19 protein-coding genes are annotated in these 18,187 nt (G+C 54.0%); 3 read left to right on the top strand and 16 right to left on the bottom strand.

Going from position 1 to position 18,187, the window contains the following annotated elements; translation table 11 throughout:
* On the top strand, window positions 1-2,388 hold the full coding sequence (locus tag R3C20_03770; GenBank protein MEZ6039596.1) for an HlyD family efflux transporter periplasmic adaptor subunit: 2,388 nt from the start codon (window positions 1-3) through the stop codon (window positions 2,386-2,388).
* Between the two features lie 26 nt (window positions 2,389-2,414).
* On the opposite strand, the gene R3C20_03765 is transcribed toward R3C20_03770, so the two are convergent.
* The 15 genes from R3C20_03765 to flgB form a co-directional block, all read right to left on the bottom strand.
* The gene (locus R3C20_03765) at window positions 2,415-3,152 is read right to left on the bottom strand and encodes a flagellar motor protein MotB (protein MEZ6039595.1); all 738 of its coding nucleotides are present in this window, start codon (window positions 3,150-3,152) and stop codon (window positions 2,415-2,417) included.
* A gap of 10 nt (window positions 3,153-3,162) precedes the next feature.
* Window positions 3,163-3,816 (bottom strand): flagellar motor protein MotB, encoded by a 654-nt coding sequence (locus R3C20_03760; protein MEZ6039594.1) that lies wholly within the window; start codon window positions 3,814-3,816, stop codon window positions 3,163-3,165.
* A gap of 146 nt (window positions 3,817-3,962) precedes the next feature.
* Complete coding sequence (locus R3C20_03755) at window positions 3,963-4,745, bottom strand: MotA/TolQ/ExbB proton channel family protein (GenBank protein ID MEZ6039593.1); 783 nt, start codon at window positions 4,743-4,745, stop codon at window positions 3,963-3,965.
* A gap of 93 nt (window positions 4,746-4,838) precedes the next feature.
* Window positions 4,839-5,903 carry an EscU/YscU/HrcU family type III secretion system export apparatus switch protein gene (locus R3C20_03750; protein MEZ6039592.1) on the bottom strand — a complete coding sequence of 355 codons (1,065 nt, stop codon included), beginning with the start codon at window positions 5,901-5,903 and terminating at the stop codon, window positions 4,839-4,841.
* A 1-nt stretch (window position 5,904) separates the two neighbouring features.
* On the bottom strand, window positions 5,905-6,669 hold the full coding sequence (locus tag R3C20_03745) for a flagellar biosynthetic protein FliR (GenBank protein MEZ6039591.1): 765 nt from the start codon (window positions 6,667-6,669) through the stop codon (window positions 5,905-5,907).
* Window positions 6,666-6,956, bottom strand: coding sequence for a flagellar biosynthetic protein FliQ (locus tag R3C20_03740; protein ID MEZ6039590.1), 291 nt, complete (start codon window positions 6,954-6,956; stop codon window positions 6,666-6,668). Before R3C20_03740 ends, R3C20_03745 begins: the two co-directional genes overlap by 4 nt.
* Before the next feature lie 60 nt (window positions 6,957-7,016).
* Window positions 7,017-7,904, bottom strand: coding sequence for a hypothetical protein (locus tag R3C20_03735; GenBank protein ID MEZ6039589.1), 888 nt, complete (start codon window positions 7,902-7,904; stop codon window positions 7,017-7,019).
* Window positions 7,901-8,362, bottom strand: coding sequence for a hypothetical protein (locus tag R3C20_03730; protein MEZ6039588.1), 462 nt, complete (start codon window positions 8,360-8,362; stop codon window positions 7,901-7,903). Before R3C20_03730 ends, R3C20_03735 begins: the two co-directional genes overlap by 4 nt.
* Window positions 8,356-9,672 carry a FliI/YscN family ATPase gene (locus tag R3C20_03725; GenBank protein ID MEZ6039587.1) on the bottom strand — a complete coding sequence of 439 codons (1,317 nt, stop codon included), beginning with the start codon at window positions 9,670-9,672 and terminating at the stop codon, window positions 8,356-8,358. The genes R3C20_03730 and R3C20_03725 overlap by 7 nt, the downstream gene beginning before the upstream one ends.
* A complete protein-coding gene (locus R3C20_03720) occupies window positions 9,590-10,363 on the bottom strand; it encodes a FliH/SctL family protein (GenBank protein MEZ6039586.1) in 774 nt (257 codons plus the stop codon). The genes R3C20_03725 and R3C20_03720 overlap by 83 nt, the downstream gene beginning before the upstream one ends.
* A 12-nt stretch (window positions 10,364-10,375) precedes the next feature.
* Window positions 10,376-11,368: a FliG C-terminal domain-containing protein gene (locus tag R3C20_03715; GenBank protein MEZ6039585.1), complete on the bottom strand. Its 993-nt coding sequence runs from the start codon at window positions 11,366-11,368 to the stop codon at window positions 10,376-10,378.
* Window positions 11,369-11,447: 79 nt separating this feature from the next.
* Window positions 11,448-13,085, bottom strand: a complete 1,638-nt coding sequence (gene fliF / locus R3C20_03710; protein MEZ6039584.1) for a flagellar basal-body MS-ring/collar protein FliF — start codon at window positions 13,083-13,085, stop codon at window positions 11,448-11,450.
* A 71-nt stretch (window positions 13,086-13,156) separates the two neighbouring features.
* Window positions 13,157-13,477, bottom strand: coding sequence for a flagellar hook-basal body complex protein FliE (gene fliE / locus R3C20_03705; GenBank protein ID MEZ6039583.1), 321 nt, complete (start codon window positions 13,475-13,477; stop codon window positions 13,157-13,159).
* Window positions 13,477-13,923 carry a flagellar basal body rod protein FlgC gene (gene flgC, locus R3C20_03700; protein MEZ6039582.1) on the bottom strand — a complete coding sequence of 149 codons (447 nt, stop codon included), beginning with the start codon at window positions 13,921-13,923 and terminating at the stop codon, window positions 13,477-13,479. The genes fliE and flgC overlap by 1 nt, the downstream gene beginning before the upstream one ends.
* A 2-nt stretch (window positions 13,924-13,925) precedes the next feature.
* On the bottom strand, window positions 13,926-14,282 hold the full coding sequence (gene flgB, locus R3C20_03695) for a flagellar basal body rod protein FlgB (GenBank protein MEZ6039581.1): 357 nt from the start codon (window positions 14,280-14,282) through the stop codon (window positions 13,926-13,928).
* 291 nt (window positions 14,283-14,573) lie between these two features.
* Between flgB and R3C20_03690 the strand changes: the two genes are divergently transcribed.
* Window positions 14,574-15,638, top strand: a complete 1,065-nt coding sequence (locus tag R3C20_03690; protein MEZ6039580.1) for a M20/M25/M40 family metallo-hydrolase — start codon at window positions 14,574-14,576, stop codon at window positions 15,636-15,638.
* A 128-nt stretch (window positions 15,639-15,766) separates the two neighbouring features.
* On the opposite strand, the gene R3C20_03685 is transcribed toward R3C20_03690, so the two are convergent.
* Window positions 15,767-16,276, bottom strand: coding sequence for a DinB family protein (locus R3C20_03685; GenBank protein MEZ6039579.1), 510 nt, complete (start codon window positions 16,274-16,276; stop codon window positions 15,767-15,769).
* 185 nt (window positions 16,277-16,461) lie between these two features.
* Between R3C20_03685 and R3C20_03680 the strand changes: the two genes are divergently transcribed.
* Window positions 16,462-18,174: a sulfatase-like hydrolase/transferase gene (locus R3C20_03680; protein MEZ6039578.1), complete on the top strand. Its 1,713-nt coding sequence runs from the start codon at window positions 16,462-16,464 to the stop codon at window positions 18,172-18,174.
* The last annotated feature ends 13 nt before the right edge of the window (window positions 18,175-18,187 follow it).

Here is an 18,187-nt window from a genome sequence, read left to right as displayed (position 1 = left end):
ATGAGTTCCAGCACTGTCGCATCCAACGAACGCCCGATCCCCCTGAAGAAGCGAGCCGACCTTCAGGTTGCCCGGATTGACTATCTGGGTGTCGGATATCAGGTGATCAAAGACCCGGTCGCTTTGAAATATCATCGACTGCAGGTGGAGCAGTACAGAATTCTGGAACTGCTCGACGGAGAACGCAGCCTGGAACAGGTTCGGGATGACCTGAAGCTGGAATTCCCAACACTTCAGGTCACTTTAAGCGATATCCAGCAGCTGATCACGGATCTCCACAAAAAGGGGCTGGTGGTCAGTAACCGACCGGGGCAGGGTGCTGCCGTCGTTCGCGAAAGGACCAAAACGCGCCGTGAGAAAATCAAACAGACGCTGATGAGTCTGCTTTATTTGCGTCTGCCCGGTTGGGACCCCGAACGCACTCTTCGATTCATGTACCCCTTCCTTCGCTGGATCTTTCATCCGGCGGCCTTCTGGATCTGCATGATCTTTGTTTGCAGTGCCTGGTTGCTTCTGGGAGCAAATCTCGACCAGTTCCGTGGACGCCTCCCGGAATTCCAGAGTTTCTTTGGCTGGCCGAATCTGATCTACCTTTGGGTTACCATGGCCCTGGCGAAAATCATCCACGAATTCGGTCACGGGCTCAGTTGCACTCACTTTGGCGGCGAATGCCATGAAATGGGCATCATGCTGCTGGTCTTCAGCCCGTGCCTTTATTGTGACGTGACAGATTCCTGGATGATGCGGAACAAGTGGCACCGCATCATCATCGGCGCGGCAGGTATGTACATCGAAGTCATCATATCTGCAGTTGCCATCTATATCTGGTGGTTCAGTAAACCAGGACTGCTGCACCATCTGGCCCTGAATACGTTCTTTGTCACCACCATCACCACAGTCATCTTTAATGCAAATCCATTGATGAGATTCGATGGTTACTACATGATGAGTGACTTTCTGGAGATACCGAACCTTCGGCAGAAATCAGACAAGCTGCTGCGCGAGGCATTCAGCTGGTATTGCCTTGGTATAGAATCCCGGCCCGATCCATTTATGCCCGAAACCGGAAAGGCGTGGTTTGTCACTTATGCCATTGCTGCCTGGCTGTATCGCTGGGTGATTCTGGTATCAATCAGCACCTTTTTATACACCGTCCTGAAACCGTATGACCTGCAAAGTATTGGCATCACGCTGATGCTGTTTAGTATGGCGGGAATTGTCTTCGCCATGTTTCGAAACATCTATCAGATTGTTGCAACGCCCCGGATGGAACCCATGAGTAAACCAAAGATTGCCATCAGCCTTTCCATTCTGGCGGTCGCTGTCTGGGCGGCACTCGCGGTAAAAATCCCCTGGCATCTGGAAGCTCCCCTGGTTCTGGAGCCTCAGGGAGTTGTCACCGTCACATCACCATTCAGTGGTCGACTCGTCCTGCCCGATGAATATCGAAAGCGGTACCAGGATCTGAAGAACGCAGAAGAATTTGCTCGAAGTCAGGGAATACCGTTCCAGAATCGCATCGATCCGTCGTCAATTTCCCTCACAAAGAACCTTCCGACGCCGGAGGAATATCCAGCAGCCGCTGTCAATGGTCAAATTGTGGAAGAGGGAGATGTTCTGGCAATCGTTGAAGATTCCATCGATATCCGGAACCGTGATGAACTGATTCAGGCAACCCAAAACTGGATTGTCCGAACACTGGAGGTAAACCAGTACCAGGCCAACGACGACGGTGTCCACCGGGATGAAGCCCTCTTCGAAGCCATGCAGCTTCAGGAACGAATCGAAGAACTGAGCCGCCTGAATCTTGGAAGGATCATCCGGGCGTCCATCAGTGGAAAAGTCGTCGCTGCACCTCGACTACCCGAAGCCCCACGCGACGAGATTGATCCCACAAAGCTGGAACGGTGGTATGGGACACCACTGGACCTGCGAAATGAAGGCTGTTTCGTTGAAGCAGGGCAGGAGATCCTGTCAATAGCACCGTCCGATAAGATTCAGGCCGTACTCTTCATCGACCAAAGTGACCGCGACGAATTAAGAGACGAAATGGATATTGAAGTGCGGCTTGATCATCTGGCTGACGTGACATACGTTTCCAGGGTCAACCAGGTCTCCCCGAAAGGCGAATTGGTTGCACCTGAAGCATTGACCACGCGATTTCAGGGGCCCCTCGGCACGGTCGCCGACCAGCAGGGAAAAGAAAAACTGGCGAGTCCCGCTTATCGAGCGACAGTTCATCTTGATTTTGATCAGGACGACATCCGCACAGACGGTGTGCTGATGCGACCTGGTATGCGAGGCAATGCAAGATTCCTCGTCTCGAACAGATCAGCAGGACAATGGCTCTGGCGATACTTTCTGGAAACGTTCCGGTTCAGGCTGTGAGATTCCATCCTTCCTGTTCTCTTCTATCACAATTCCAGCTTGCGCAGAGTGACCGAGGCAGCGGGGCGTTTGATTTCACCATCAATCCATGTTCGTCCCACTGCTGTGAACCGCGCCTGCTGTTCAGGCGTCAGCCGAAGGTAGCGTGCTGCATCCTGTCTTAAGCGATCCGATTGCTCCACTGCACGTGTCCAGGCCGTCTGTGAGGGAGTTGTCGCCCAGACCGTCAGTTCAATTGCATAGTCAGCCTGTCTCAGCATCGGACCAATGCTGTTTAGTGTTTCCTTCATGGCTGGTGTCAGTGGCGAACCTTCTGATGGCATTTTACCGAGAATGTCAAAGCTGACTTCGCCCTCAATATTGGGTTGGCCTTCCAGCTTGTTCAGCCTTCGAATCTCCTGCAGAAATCGATGGAAATCATCTTTCTGCCGATCGGTGACCCGGCCGCGTTCTTCTGTATCGTCCGGCCCGGCTCCGTTCGGATCCGGTGGACGCTTCTCCGGATCCTCCACCATATACAGCGGTGCGGAATCGACCCCCTGAAATGCATTCTGCGAACGCCCGGATTCATACAATCCCGGAACGCCATGCGATTCCAGGGCTTTAATAAAAGACCCCGTTCCGGCGTGCAGATTCGCGCCGGTCTGTTCTTCGGCCAGCGAATTCAACACAATAAAGAACGCCAGCAGCGCAGTCATGCAGTCCCCGAATGAAACCAGGTAACTCATGTTCGGGCCGACGGGAGGACATTTGCATTTCCCCATCTGACATCTCCTACATTTCAGTTCGCGTCAGGACCATCTTCATGTTGCCTTTCGGCACCGCGCCTTCGCCACCGACACTTACAAGAATGCGACCATGCGGGACCTGTTGTGTCTCCATGATGTAACGGGCCATCTGGACGGCGAAATCCACGTCCTGCTTTTCTGAAACACGAAACTCCACCGTCATGGGTAGACCCCGCAACTGGACTGCCAGCATGCGAAGCAATTGTTGTGCATGCGCTGTCAACAGACCGCTGCTGTCACGAAGCAATTGAAGCGAAGCATTCGTGCTGACTCGTTCTGCCGAAACCAGTTCATCATGCTGTGCGAGTGCTTCGAGCCCCTTTGCCACGGATTCGGTTACAGGGTCGGTCTCCATAGGTGCAGCTTCCGCACCGCGTTGTGTCATTCGGGCAGAATTCGGGCGATACCTCACAACAAGCGTATCACTTTCTTTGGTATTCGGTGGATCGCCTGCAAAACCAGTCGCCCCCCCGCCACCGAACACCGCCACCTGCATTCTTTCGAAACTTTCCGGTTCGCTGGACGCAAACGTCAGCAACAGAATAAAGAAGGTCATCAGCAGCGTAATGACGTCGCTGTAAGTCATGAACCACTTTGGTACCTCAGCGGGTTGCGGAGGGCAGGAACATTTCTTTCCCATGACCATTCACTTTCCGGTTATGCCAAAGCTCAAACAACCGACCTGCTGGCTGTCCGTTGAAAAACCAGGACCGGCACGGAGGATGACTGGAAACCATCGTGTTTTGAGGTCTCCTGCTCGAGCCAGTCCTGTTGTTCAACAGGCTGCTAGGCGGCCTGGGCTTTTGCCTCGCCATTACTGCGATTCTTCGGTGATAAGAAGGCCAGTAGTTTCTCTTCCACGGCCCTGGGGGCGTGACCTTCGATCAGAGAAACCAGACCGGAAATCATTAACTCCCGAATCATCATTTCCTCCTGACTTCGGCTCTCCAGTTTGCCCGCGAGCGGGATACAAAACAGGTTGCTGATGACGGCTCCGTACAATGTTGTCAAAAGAGCAACAGCCATACCGCCACCAATCTGGCTCGGGTCATCCAGCGAACGAAGCATCTGTACCAGACCGATCAGGGTCCCGATCATTCCGAATGCTGGTGCGGCGGCGGCGATCGCGTCAACGATCTTCTTCCCCGTTTGATGGCGCTGCTCCACATAGGCAACTTCTGTTTCAAGATTCGCGACAAGCTCTTCACGAGAACTGCCACCAACGACCAGTTCGAGCCCTCGTTTCAGGAATGTGTCATCGACTTCTCCCATATCGTTTTCAAGAGCAAGCAGGCCGTCGCGGCGGGCAGTCGTCGCAAATTTCTTGAACTGTTCAATCACCTCAGGTGGAGTTGGAAGCGACCACAGGAAGCAGTTCTTAAAGACAGAAAACACACTCAACACCTTCCCCATGGGAAAGTTAATCAGGATGGCCGCGATCGAACCTCCAACCGTAATCATCAACGACGGCACATCGACAAACGGCATCAATCCGCCGCCGCCAATCGCAATGGATCCAAGGACAAGCCCCACTCCGAGAACCAATCCAATTACTGTTGCCTTATCCATGTCCCTTCTCCTGTCTCCTGCAGTGATCTGCTCACCACATCGCGACTCTGTATTGTGTTTTCTGTATTGTGTTTTCAGTCATGTTCTTCAGTATCAGGCGGCCTGACGAGCTCGGTAAATCTGCGACAGAATTTCCGCCACCGCACGAAAGAACTCGAATGGTATGTCCTGCCCAACATCGGCAGATGCAAACAGCGCTCGCGCCAGTGGCTTCCGTTCCAGCACGGGAATGTTGTTCTCTCTGGCAATACGAACAATATTCTTCGCAAAAACCCCGGCCCCCTTGGCAACAACCTTTGGAGCCGCCATACGGCCCGTTTCATATTGCAGTGCAATTGCCAGATGCGTTGGGTTCGTCAGGACCACCGTCGCATTCTTCGCGTTCTTCGTTGACTGCTGTTGGGCTAATTCCCGACGCTTTCTCCGCATGGCATCCCGAACATGCGGATCCCCGTTCGAGTCCTTCGATTCTTCCTTCTGCTGCTCGCGAGTCATTTTCAGTCGTTGTTCATGCCTCAACCATTTGATCAGGTAGTCAGTCATGGCCAGTGCGAGCGAAAGCCCACCAAGCATTATTCCGATAGTGAGCCCAAGATCCCACGCAAACGAAACGACCTGACCAACTGAATCGAACTGACAGTTTGCGATCCGATCAAACCTGAGCCACAACAACACAAGCGTTCCCAGCGACAGAAGAATCATTTTTGCAGAGCCCTGAAGACCGCGAATTCCGGATTCCAGTGACCATAGCTTTCCCCATCCGTTGGAAGGAAGTACCCGATCCCATTTGATCTCAAGGGACTTCGTTGAGATCACAAACCCGACCTGCATAAAACTGATCAGCAATCCGGTCGCCATCACAGCCAGCAGAACGCCACCAAAGAGTGCCACAGCTTCAAAGGACATCCACTTCCCGGTCGTTCGTATATGCCATTCGGTCCAGTCATCGGCTGGAATATCCGTCGTCCACAACTGGATCGCCGCCATCAAACGCATACCCAGTGATCGACCAAACATCATGAATGCCCCACAGGCCACCAGCAGAGTTAATGCGGCATTCAGGTCATGACTTTGAACCACGTCTCCCGACTCGCGAGCGCGCTCGCGATGCCGCTCTGTTGGTTCCTCTGTCCCATTATGTTCCTGTCCTTCGGCCATCTCAGAGGTTCACTCCTGTTCCGGCATTCATCAGGATTCCCTGAACGGCGGCAAAGATCTCCGGGAAGAAAAGCACCAGGCCTCCCATTCCAGCCGCCAGTCGAACAGTCATCCCATAGGACATGAAATTAAACTGCGGCACCGCGCGGATTGTGATCAACAGCATGACAACCGTCGCAAACAACAAAACACCCAGAGGGGCGATGACAATGAATCCCTGATTGATCGATGTCGAGACAAGATAGACAACATGATCCCAGCCAGGCATGATCCAGGCAGAAGCGACCGGACGAATCGAAAACGTCGTCTCCAGTGCCAGCAGCATCACGTGATGAAGATTCAGCGCGAAGAACAACATCACACCAATCGCCTCCAGTCCCTGCGAAACCGGGTTGGTTGGCTGATGATCCATCGGCGAAAATATGCCCCCGATCGTTAACCCCATTTCCTGAGCTACCCATGCGCCAGCAATTCGCATTGGTACGATACACAGCCCGAACAGCCAGGCCATTCCGGCCCCGAACGCCGACTCCTTCAGGGCAGCGATAAAAAGGAACAGCAGGTAACCCTGACCTGAAGGCGCATTCAGAATCGCAACAGCACCATCCCAGGCATGGAACGAAACCAGGATGACCGTCAAAGCCACAGAAAGTCCCAGCTTCACGGTTTGCGGAAGGCCCTGACCAGCCAATGGCGGCATGAAGGAGACAAACGCCACCACCCGGAACAGGATCAGCAGTGACGCAATAATGATCGCTTCAATCATTGTGTCACCTGTACGATTCGTTCCATCATCCGCATCGTGAAGGCGGATGACAGCTGAAGCATCCAGGGAAGTGTCAACAGCATTACGGCACCAACAGCCACGATGCGAGGAGCAAAACTCAGGGTTTGCTCCTGAACGCTCGTGACGGTTTGCAGCAGACTGATAACCAAACCAACAATCAGACTCACAGCGACCGCTGGCGTTGCCAGCAGAATGGCCGTCACAAGCAGGTCTCGCCCGATTTCAGCAATTTCGACCGTATCCATGATCTTTGCACCTTCCGACATCCATGTCAGTCGTTCAGACGGGAAGACACCCGGACGCTTCTGAAGACTCAGTTCTGAGGACTACCGTTTCTTCGCTGTTCGGGTCACCTTTGGTCGAACCGACTCCAGCATGGTCTGACGCAACCGAGCGTCCTCAACCTCCTGCACGATGGCTGAAGCCTTCTTCTCGTCCATTAGTCCGAGTAGCAAACCGACCGTTTGCGATCCGCCATTATTCGTCCACTCGATCAGTGTTTCGGATGCTTTTTCCGGAGACATTCCTTCAATCAAAGGAGCCATCGTCCGTGCCTGCAGAAGTGGATCATCCTGCGGTGAATCCGTTGACTCGCCTTCTGCCGGAGTTCGTTGGAACTCCAGTTCCTGGTTCAGTTTTTCCGCACGGGCTTTCTGTTTCTCAAGTTCCAGCTCAAAATTCTTCTTGTCCTGATCCAGTCGAGCACGTTCGGCTTCTGTCTGCTGCTTTGTGGCAACGACCATTTGCAGCAGGTCTTCAGTTGCTTTTGTCTGCGTCTTCGACTGTTCCAGCAAAGTCTCGATTTCGCGTTGTTCGACCTGCATGTCAGCCATCAGCAACTGATGCTGCGATTCCGTTCGCTGCAGAGCTTCTTCTCTTTGAGCTAATGCGGCATGGCGTTTCTTGAGCGAAAGGCTCATGCTGACAATCTCCTCGACAGTCATCGGTTCTGTTCGCACAGCTGTTGGCAGGCGATCATCCGTGGATGGGCGATTCTCACCAAACGGCGAAGTCCGACCGGCGGTCCCTTCCGTCACCGTTGGACTGGTGCCTGGTAAAGGCATGTCCGGCGTTTCCGCCAGATTTGGGTTCACGGCATCAGACGTTTCTTCAACCACTTCAACTGTAGGTTGAGGTCGGAGAAACCAGCCAACACCCGCGGAGACACCGAACAATGCAAAGCCGTAAAGCAGCAGTGGAATCATCTTTTTCATACCGTCGCCTCATTTCTCTTTCGCTGCCACGCTTGTGACGCCTGCTCCTGTAACTCGATGTCTTCCTTCCTGAACATATCAATCCGATGCTCAGCTTTTTCTCGATTCACCAGTTCATTGACGGTCTTTAGTTCCACAGTGGCAGCCTTCAGTACTGCCGCCGCAAATTCGCTTTCCCGTTCAGCATCGATTCGAAGTTTGCGGCATTCAGCCACTGCCTGCTCATGTACTTCAACTTCTTTCAGCAAACTGCCCAGAAATCCGCCGGAGACACCGAACAACATCTGGCTACTCACATTTCGAAGCACTTCCTGAAGGCGATGCTCCTGCGCCTTTTCCTTCTGTTGAGCGTCGATCAGCTCCGAATTCCGCGCAGCAAGTTGTGTCTTCGCGGCATCTTCATGCTGTTCACGAATTCGCTGGATCTGTCGATACCGTGATTCAAATCTCTTTACCATGGCCAGGCCTTGCCAAGTATTTCGAGCTGTTCAAGCGTTTCCTGCCATGTCGATTTCTCATGAACCCTCTGATTCAGGAATCGACGGATCGCAGGCATCAGCTGAACCGCACGATCCACCGTCGCAGATGTCCCTGTCTTATAAACTCCCAACTGAATCATGTCTGAAACTTCGTTCCATGTTGCCAGTATCGAACGCAGCTTTGTCGCATCCTGCTGGTGAGCCGATGTAGTGACTTCCCGAAAAAGACGACTCACGCTCTTCAGCACATCAATAGCCGGATACTGTCCCTGGGTTGCCAGTTTTCTGTCCAGAACAATGTGCCCATCCAGTATTGACCGCGCGGTATCTGTCACGGGTTCATCCAGATCATCCCCTTCCACAAGAACGGTGATTAAGCCTGTGATAGCTCCTTTTTCTCCGCACCCTAATCTCTCCAGGACTTCCGCCATCAGTGATTGCACCGACGGTGGGTAGCCTCGAGCTCCGGGAGGTTCGCCCAGCAGCAATCCCAACTCACGCTGCGCCATTGCAAGTCGTGTCAGGCTGTCCAGAAACAATAGCACGTGGGCGCCGCGATCACGGAAATCCTCTGCAATTGTGACAGCCGTGAGTACAGCTTTGATTCGCATCAGCGGTGTCTGATCCGATGTCGCAACGACCACAGCGGATCGTTTCATCCCTTCTTCACCAAGACAATCTTCGATAAAAGGCTTCACTTCACGACCGCGTTCGCCCACCAGGCAAATCACGTTGACATCAGCTTCTGCACCACGGGCAATTTCCCCCATCAAAGTACTTTTGCCGACACCACTGCCCGCGAAAAGCCCGACGCGCTGGCCACGACCAATCGTCAACAAGCCGTCAATGATCCGCTGGCCGGTAACGAGTGGTTGTGAAATACGTTCACGAATCATTGGATCCGGCACACTCGCCTGCTCCGCACGGTACCGATGCACACGCAGTGGACCCAGTCCATCGAAAGGGCGTCCGATGCCATCGATCACGCGTCCCAGCAACCCGTCACCCACAGGCACCGAACGTCGGCGACCAAGAGCAACGATCTCAAGACCGGGCTGCAGCCCCGTCGTATGATCAAAGCACATCAGCTGCGATTCGTGCTCATCAAACCCAACCACTTCGGCGGTGAGTTCTTTTCCGGCAAGATTCACCGTGCATGTCTCTCCTACGAACGCCGGAATGGACGCCCGCAGCAGACCACGAGCGCTATGCAGTTTCCCGGCGGTCCGGAAAACGTCGCAGCGCCCGGCCATGCGAGCCATCTCCTCGACGTTCAATCTGAGATTCATCAAGATTCTCCATCCATAGACGACGAATTTCTTCCAGCCGACTTTCCATGTCGGACACCAGTAACTTCCGCCCCGATTCAATTCGACACGAGCCACGCTTCAAGCCGGAGTCTTCCGCACAGGTAAACTGCGACTGCAGGTCCTTGTTCTCCGGCTCATTCAGTAATTCGTTCAGGAGTGCTGAATCCAGCGGGTGCAGACAGACACGCACCGGCGTATCGGCCTCCATTCGTTTCAGTGCGAGCCGAATGATGTCATCCACTGCAAACTGCCCCGCATCAATAGCGACTCCGGTCAACCAGGAGGCCGCCACAACAGCCAATTCAACGGCGACATGCTGCAGTTCGTCCAGAGACTGCCGTTGTTGTTCCTGCAACTCTGTCACAGATTCCGCCACGGTCGTCATGAGTTCATGCAACTGCCGCATCTTGTCTGCACGCGCCTTTGCAGCCTGCTTCTCTTTTTGCTCAGGCGTGAATTGAGGGGCTGCATCCGGCACTGATTCTTCCGCAGAAGCTGTACTGCCACGCCCATTCGCAGGGGCACCGGCAGTCCGGGGACGAGCGCCACTCTGTCCGGCCCCCGGATTCGAGAACCGAGCGGCCGCCGCCATATCAGACAAACCGACAATCCGTCCCTGATAACGAACGGATGTCGGAGAACGATTGAGATTGACGCGGATGCGTTTCATGCGGCGTACCCTTTACTCGGTTTCCTGGTCCACACGAGCAATAACTTCCGCAACACTTTCACGAGCTTCCCGGATTCGTGACTCAGGAACCTGAGTCATAAACTCCATCTCTTCCTCAATGGACTGCCGCGCACGTCGTGATAGATTTGTCAGCACCGATTCACGAATGTTTGCCGGCGCATTGAACAATGCCGTCGTTAACGTTGTCCCATCAATTTCGCCCAGGATTCGCTGTATCAGCTTGCCGTCCAGGTTCAGCAGGTCATCGAATCGATACATTTTCTTCATCAATGCCTTGTGGAGTTCCGCGTCCTGTTCTTCGATCGCGTTAACCATCGCCATCCGCTGGTTCTTCGGTACCGAACGCAGGACATCCGCAAGTCGGTCCACGTGTTCACGACGGTCAGGCGGCTCTGGAGAAAGGCTTCGGCCTCGTTGCAGCGTGGCGCGGGCGATCCGTTCCACAAGGATCTGTGGAGCATGCTGTTCCCGGCTGAGTTCCTTGACCACCGACTGACGATAGTCATCCGGCAAAACGCTCAGCGTGTCCGCCGCCAGTTTCGGTTCCAGATTCGCGAGCAGAATCGCGGAGGTTCGAGGTTGCTCTGTCTCCAGCGCCTGGCCGAGCTGCGAGATGCTGAGCGAACGCAAATCGACAATCGGATCTCCCGTCAGTTCAAAGACGGGAGGCCCGGGTTCGGCGGATTCATCATCCGATTCTCCATCGCCACTTCCCTTTCCATTTTCGGTATCGCTCAGCTCATCGTCCGCCGGCTTCTCGTACAGCTTTTGCAGTCCTGCACGGAGCGCAAACTGAAAGAATTCGTCGAATTCATCAAGAATGGCTCTCTGTCGTTTTGGGCGAAACAGCACTTCTCCCGGTGGCTTTGAGATTCCTTCCCGAATGACACTTGCCTTACTCGGATTTAACTGCGCAAGAACAGCTTCGGCGACGTCGTCACCCAGGAGCTGCAGCAGTTCAATCGTTTGTCTTTGGCGATTCATGAGACTTCAGGGCAATAGAATTGAGGATCGGATTCGAACGACCTTGTTACAGATTGATCAGACATAAATGATGAGTTGTCTATGCCGCTCGTCTTGCCGGCCGCGCCGGATTTGCTGCCGGTGGCGAGACCGTCGCGGGTGTAACTCTGGGAGAATCGCCCTCCTCGTCATCCCCCATCCATGCAGCGAGGATACTGGCCACCACTTCCGGATTTGATTTGGCCTGTTCAGTCAATGCCCGAAGTCGCAGCATGTCGGCCATCGACAACGGCTCCTCCTCCGGTGGTGCGACAACCACGGGCCGCATTCGCTTAATCATCAACACGGCAATGACAAGAGCAACCAGGGCGGCCATGGCCAGCGAAACAGACTGAATCAGCCATTGATGTTCATTCCAGTTGAACCCTCCCACTGGAAGTCCTTCGGGGGAATCAACAATCGCAAGCCGATCTGTGATCATGGAGAACTCGTCCCCGCGAGTCATGTCGAAACCCACAGCCTGCTTGATCAAAGATTCAATTTGTTTCAAATCACGCACCGGCGTTTCGGTCGACGCCGTACTTGCCGCTGCTGCGGCCGCGGCCGGATCGGCTGCAGGGTCTGCAGCCGAATCCGCGACCGGTAGCGGATTCACAGTTGGATCCACGACGGCTGAAACTGTCAGACGAAGAATTCGGCCCGGGAACTCGGTCAGCACTTCGAGGGTGTTACTGTTGTCATATTCAATGTCCGACGTTTCTCTGTTGTACTTGCCTCCTCCAGAGTTAACGGAAGACGTATCCGGAACGATGTTTGCCGACGCTCCCACAGAACCGACTGGCAGGGTAACAGTACCGGTCTGCGTAATATTGTCAGTCAACTCCTTCCTTTTCACTTTGGATTCTGCATCGTAAACAGTTTCAGTCCGTTTTTTCTCCTGGAAGTCAATGTCCGCTGTAACTTCGACCGTTGCCTTGTCCGGCCCCAGCCACCGAGTGAGCAGAGTCTCTGCCTTCCTTGCCAGTGAGTTCTCAATCTGTCGCTGAAATTCCAGTTGCAGCGACATGGCTGAGTTCAATCCGGACTCCGCGGAAAACTGCCGCCCCTGTGTATCCATCAGAGTAATGTTTTCAGGCGTGAGACCTTCAACGGCTCGTGAAACCAGCGCGACAATGTTCTTTGCAGCATCTGCCGAGAATCCCCCACCTGGCGTGACGTCGATGACGACACTCGCCGTCGAAGGAGACTTGTCCAGAACAAAGGGAGACGGGTTTGGCAGGCTCACGTGTACCTGTGCCGAGCGGACGCCTCGAATACGACCAATGGTTTTCTCGATACGAGCTTCCAAAGCGCGGCGGCGACGATCTTCTTTTTCAATCGGACTTTCAAACATTCCGGTCGCCGGATTGGCCTGATCCGAAACGAGTGGATCCAGCTGATCCTTCAAAGCTAATCGTGCTGCCGATACCTGGTTTACGGGAACAGAAATGGCGGACCCTGAAAAGTTCATCTCGGCGGGAATCTGTGCAGTTTCCAGGACACCCTTCATTTCGGCCGCGCGTTGGGGCGTCAATTGACCGGCGATGACAACGTATTGATCCTGCAACGCCCAATACAACGTCAGACCGACCAGTGCGACACAGGCAATTGCGGCGGCAGACAGGCCAACTCGCTGAGCCATGCTCCATCGCGCCCAAAGGGCCGAGATCTGTTCTCGAAGTGCTGTTAGAAGTTCCATGATTCTATTCTCAACAGACGTTCGGCAGGGCCGAGTAAACTAACACGCTCATCAGTGCAACGACCGATTGATCAGACCTGCATCCGCATGATTTCCTGATAAGACGCAATCAGACGATTACGAATCTCCATCACAAGTTTGAACGCCAGATCGGCCTTTGACGCAGTTAACACAACGTCGTGAACACTATCTGTTTCCCCGGAGACCAGCTTCTGAACACTGTCAGCGACGGCCGTCTGCTGATTGCTTGTATCCTGAATTAAGCCTTTCACAAGTTCTTCAAATGGCAACTCGCCGCCTGCGGACTTTCCCGTCCCCACAGACGAAAAAGACGGTCGAACGCCCGATGCCGAGCCGCCGACCGTTGAGTTTCCCAGGGATTCCAATGCCATTACCTGGTACCTCGCAGTAACGCCAGTGCCTGCTCGGCAAGCTGACGAAACGTCTCCAGCGACTTGAGATTTGCTTCATAAGCACGGCTTGCAGTCACCATGTCAACCATCTCAACCGGCAGCTGCACATTCGGCATGACAACAAACCCCTCGGCATTTGCATCCGGGTGTCCCGGATCGTAAACCAGCGGCAACGGCGAAGTGTCGTCAGAAACAGCAACGGGCTGCACACCCTGAAGTCCGTCAACTCCGACCGCACCGGGATTCAAAAAATTACTCATCGAAGCGGCAAACGTGACCTGCTGTCGCCGGTAAGGTCCCCCATCGGCAGATCGCGTGGAATGCACATTGGCAATATTGTTCGCGGCCACTTCCATGCGCATGCGTTCGCCAGCCAGGCCACTCGCGCTGATATCCATGCCGGACAGAATCTGATTCATTGACATGTCTAGCTCTCGATTGCTGTTCGCATCTGATTCATTTCAGTCGTCAACAGCTGCAACCAGACCTGTTGCAGCAACGCATTCTTGTTCAGCTGACCGATCTCCCGATCAATATCAACATTGTTACCATCTGCTCGATTGATCAGTCCCGGTGTCTGAATGACTTCCGGCGCAGTGGAACGGTGCCCATCACTCTGCCCTCTGGCCAGTTCCTGACTCAACTGCTGCTCGAACTCAACATCCAGACGCTGGTAGTCCGGCGTATTGACGTTGGCGATGTTGTGACTGATCACTTTGTGCCGCATCTCTGAAGCAGAAATGAGACGTCCCAACAGATCGAATTGAGGATTGAGAGATTGCATATCGGATGTTTCGGCAGGGCTGCTCACAGTCTGCAACCAATACAATCCGCAAAGTTTAGCTGGCTTAACATTCAGGAGGACGCCCGACACGTTCTCCCGTGCGCTGAGTGAAAACACTCACGCATGTCAGTGAAAACCTCAATTCGAGTATCCTCCGGCACTCTGCAGGAAACCCCGGACAAGCCGACTTTCATTCGATGGGAGACCCAACGATGCAAGTTCCTTCATCAGCGTCTGCAGCGGAAAGCACGGATCACACGCGAAGTGAAAGAATCGATGGCAGGTTGATTGATGTCTGATTTCGATACAGACATATTTCCGGTGGCAAATTTCAAACCATTCACAGGTTGCGGGCTGAGCCGAACAAACCGGTTTTCATCGGGACGTATTCACTTTGTCCGGATGTATCCGCCTGCAAATCTCCGGGACTCTTTCATGTGGCCATTTAGTCGCGACGCTCGACACTTCGATACGCCAGTGGATCAGGAACTTGCCGATCGATTAATCACGCACGTCGACGTGCTTTCGGATGTTATTGGCGTCCGGCATCTCGACAAACCCGGTACCATGGAAGGTGCATCTGCGTACATCGAACAGCAATTCAGCCAAATGGGATTTAGCGTTGAGAAAGAGTGTTACGAAATCGGCTCACACTCCACACACAATCTGATCGCACAAATCCCGGGTGTCAGGCGAGCCAGTGAGATCATCATTCTGGGAGCTCATTACGATACCGTCTGGGATTCTCCCGGAGCCGACGACAACGCGTCGGCAGTCGCCGTGCTGATTGAAGTGGCTCGGTTGTTGAAGGATCATCAATCCGCAAGAACAATCCGCTTCGTTGCCTTCACCTGTGAGGAAGCGCCGTATTTCAATCTCGGACAGATGGGCAGCCAGCATCATGCCAGGCAAAGTCGAAGTCGCGGTGACAACATCGCTGGAATGCTGTGTCTGGAAATGATGGGCTATTATCGGGACGAACCGGGATCGCAAAGGTTACCGCCGGGCATTCCCCGATGGGCCACCTGGGCGTTTCCGTCGACTGCCAACTTTCTGGGAGCGATCGGTAACCCAATGTCGTGGAAACTGTGCTGGCAGTTCCGTCGTGGATTCAAACGAGCCACACGCTTTCCGCTGTTCTCAGTTTGCCTGCCGGAGAAGATTCAGGAAATCCGCCGATCCGACAACAGTTCGTTCTGGGACTGCGGCTACCCGGCCCTGATGCTGACCGACACCAGTTTCCTTCGCAGCCCGCACTATCACCAGCCCTCGGACACACCCAACACGCTCAACTATTCGCGGATGAGCCACGTCACGGCTGGAGTCGCAGAAGCGGTTCGACGGCTGGCGAGGTAGCCGTAGACGTAGCCGTAAACGGAACAGCGAACTGTTCTGTGATCACACAGGTACGTTTCGACAGTCGTTATCCAGGCGTCCAGGGAATCTTTCCGATGCGTCCTGTCGAGCTCAATTCGAAATCTTGCTCAATGGCACAGACGTTTTCGAAGGATGGCATCATGATGGCGGACGTGGCCGGCAAGAATGTATGCGAGCGCTCGCACGCTGACTGGTGTTTCGCTCATTGTCCCCATACGTCTCCATGCGTCATCGGGCAGATTCTTCAGCAACAAAACATTGGCCCGTCGTAGTGCTTCAAAGGCCCCAACAATGTCGGACAGGCGGGCGGCTGATTCTTCAGAAGCATTTGCATAGAAGTGTTCGTCAAAACCGGGCAGGGGAGTCTGATCGCCTCTGGCAATTCTTAAGAGTCGATAACCAAAGATGCGTTCACCGTCCGTCAGGTGATCCAACACCTGACGAATCTTCCACGAATAGGGTTTGTGAATAACGGCAGCTTCCGATTCGGGGATACTCTTCCAGAGCTGTACCACTTCAGCCAGCTGCGATTCCAGTACCCGGACGATGTCATTCTCAGGTACCTGTTCCACATATCCCGCATAAAACAAGGCGTATTCGTCGGCGGTGGGTCGCATCTTTAATCCCTTTCTGTCCGCATCTGCCAGCGCCAACGATCGCGATTCGCGGCGATTAACCTCTCAAAACTGCCGCCTTCGGAACCTGGAGCATGAATCCCCGGATGCTCGATTGCGACGGCAACGATTCCAAGCCATGATGATCAGTCATCAGGTCTCAAAATGTTACTCGGGAGTTTACTGGAATGCGACGCTCCGTTGATAAACTGTACCGCATGGCCGTTATCTCACTGGTTGCGCTGTTGCCGACCGTCGTTGCGGCCGAGAGCAGGCCGACGCCCCGCCCCAACGTATTATTGATCTGCATTGACGACCTGAAACCTGTCCTGGGTTGTTATGGTGATGGGACGGCGAAAACCCCGAATATCGATAGACTAGCGGCGCGAGGAGTGGTGTTTGAAGCCGCTTATTGTAATCAGGCAGTGTGTTCACCGTCGCGCAATGCTTTAATGACGGGGCTTCGACCTCAAACGCTTGGTATCTACGATCTGGATACGCATTTTCGATTCGGGGCACCCGATGCCGTTACGGTGGCCGAATATTTCCGAAAAAACGGCTACCACACACAGGCGATGGGAAAGATTCTGCACACCGGCCACGGGAACAAGGAAGACGAGGCGTCGTGGACCACTCCACACTGGCGTCCCAGGGCCAGTCAGTATCAACTGCAAAGCAGCACAGCCAGCAAACGCGACAATAAGAATGGCCCCCGCGGAACAGCCACCGAATCAGCCGACGTTCCGGACAATGCTTACGCGGACGGAATGATTGCGGATGAAGCCGTATCACGGATTGCAAAGGCAGCAAAAGCTGACGAACCCTTCTTCATCGCTGTTGGATTCCTGAAACCACATCTTCCATTCGTTGCCCCGGAAAAATACTGGGATCTGTATGACCCGGCATCACTGCCGATGCCGCAGGTGACCGAAGCCCCCAGGGGAGCACCCTCATACGCAGCGCAATACGGCGGCGAACTGCGTCAGTACAGCGATATGCCAACGAAAGGCGATATTTCGCCAGAGGATACCCGAAAACTGATTCACGGCTACTACGCAGCGACAAGCTACACCGATGCCCAGATCGGCAAAGTTATGGCGGCACTGGATCAGGCAGGCGTTTCGGACAATACCATTATCGTGATGTGGGGAGATCATGGCTGGCATCTGGGAGACCACAGCATGTGGTGCAAACACACCAACTACGAACAGGCAACCCGTATCCCGGTCATTGTCGCCGCGCCTGGGGGCGTGTCGGGGGCGAAGACAAGCTCACTGATTGAAACTGTCGACATTTATCCAACGCTCTGCGAGCTTGCAGGGCTCCCACCGCGCGAAGGTCTCGACGGAATCAGTTTTGCGCAAGTGCTGAAATCGCCCACAATCAGGACTCGCGACAGTGTCATTCACGTCTACCCACGCGGCGGCCGTCTTGGACGAGCCATCAGAACCGACCATTACCGCATGGTCGAATGGAAAAAACCAGGGGACGACAACACAACGGCGGAATACGAACTGTACGATTATCAATCGGATGCACTGGAGACCATGAACCTGGCTGGAAATAAGCCGGAGGTGCTCGCTTCTTTGAAAGTGATACTGGCACAGCATCCGGAAGCCCGGCCGCAGGTGTCCGGGAAAGCGACACAAGAGAAGCCGACTTCGGACAGGAAGAAATCGGCCGACGCATCCACGAAAAATCGAAAACCGCTGGATCGAGTCGCCATGTTCAAAAAGCGTGACAAAGACAACGATGGCAGGCTTTCTCGTGAAGAATTCCTTGCCAATCAACCAGACCCGGACGAAGCCCCCGCTCGCTTCCCGCGTTTCGACAAGAACGGTGATGGCACACTCAGCCAGATTGAATTTGTCAGCAGCGGAAAACAGACAGACGGTGAATAACCCCTTTCGCAGT

The sequence above is a fragment of the Planctomycetaceae bacterium genome (assembly GCA_041398825.1).
Classification (GTDB): Bacteria; Planctomycetota; Planctomycetia; order Planctomycetales; family Planctomycetaceae; genus F1-80-MAGs062.
Note: the sequence above shows the minus strand (reverse complement) of the source record. Positions and strands in the feature narration are given on the sequence as shown.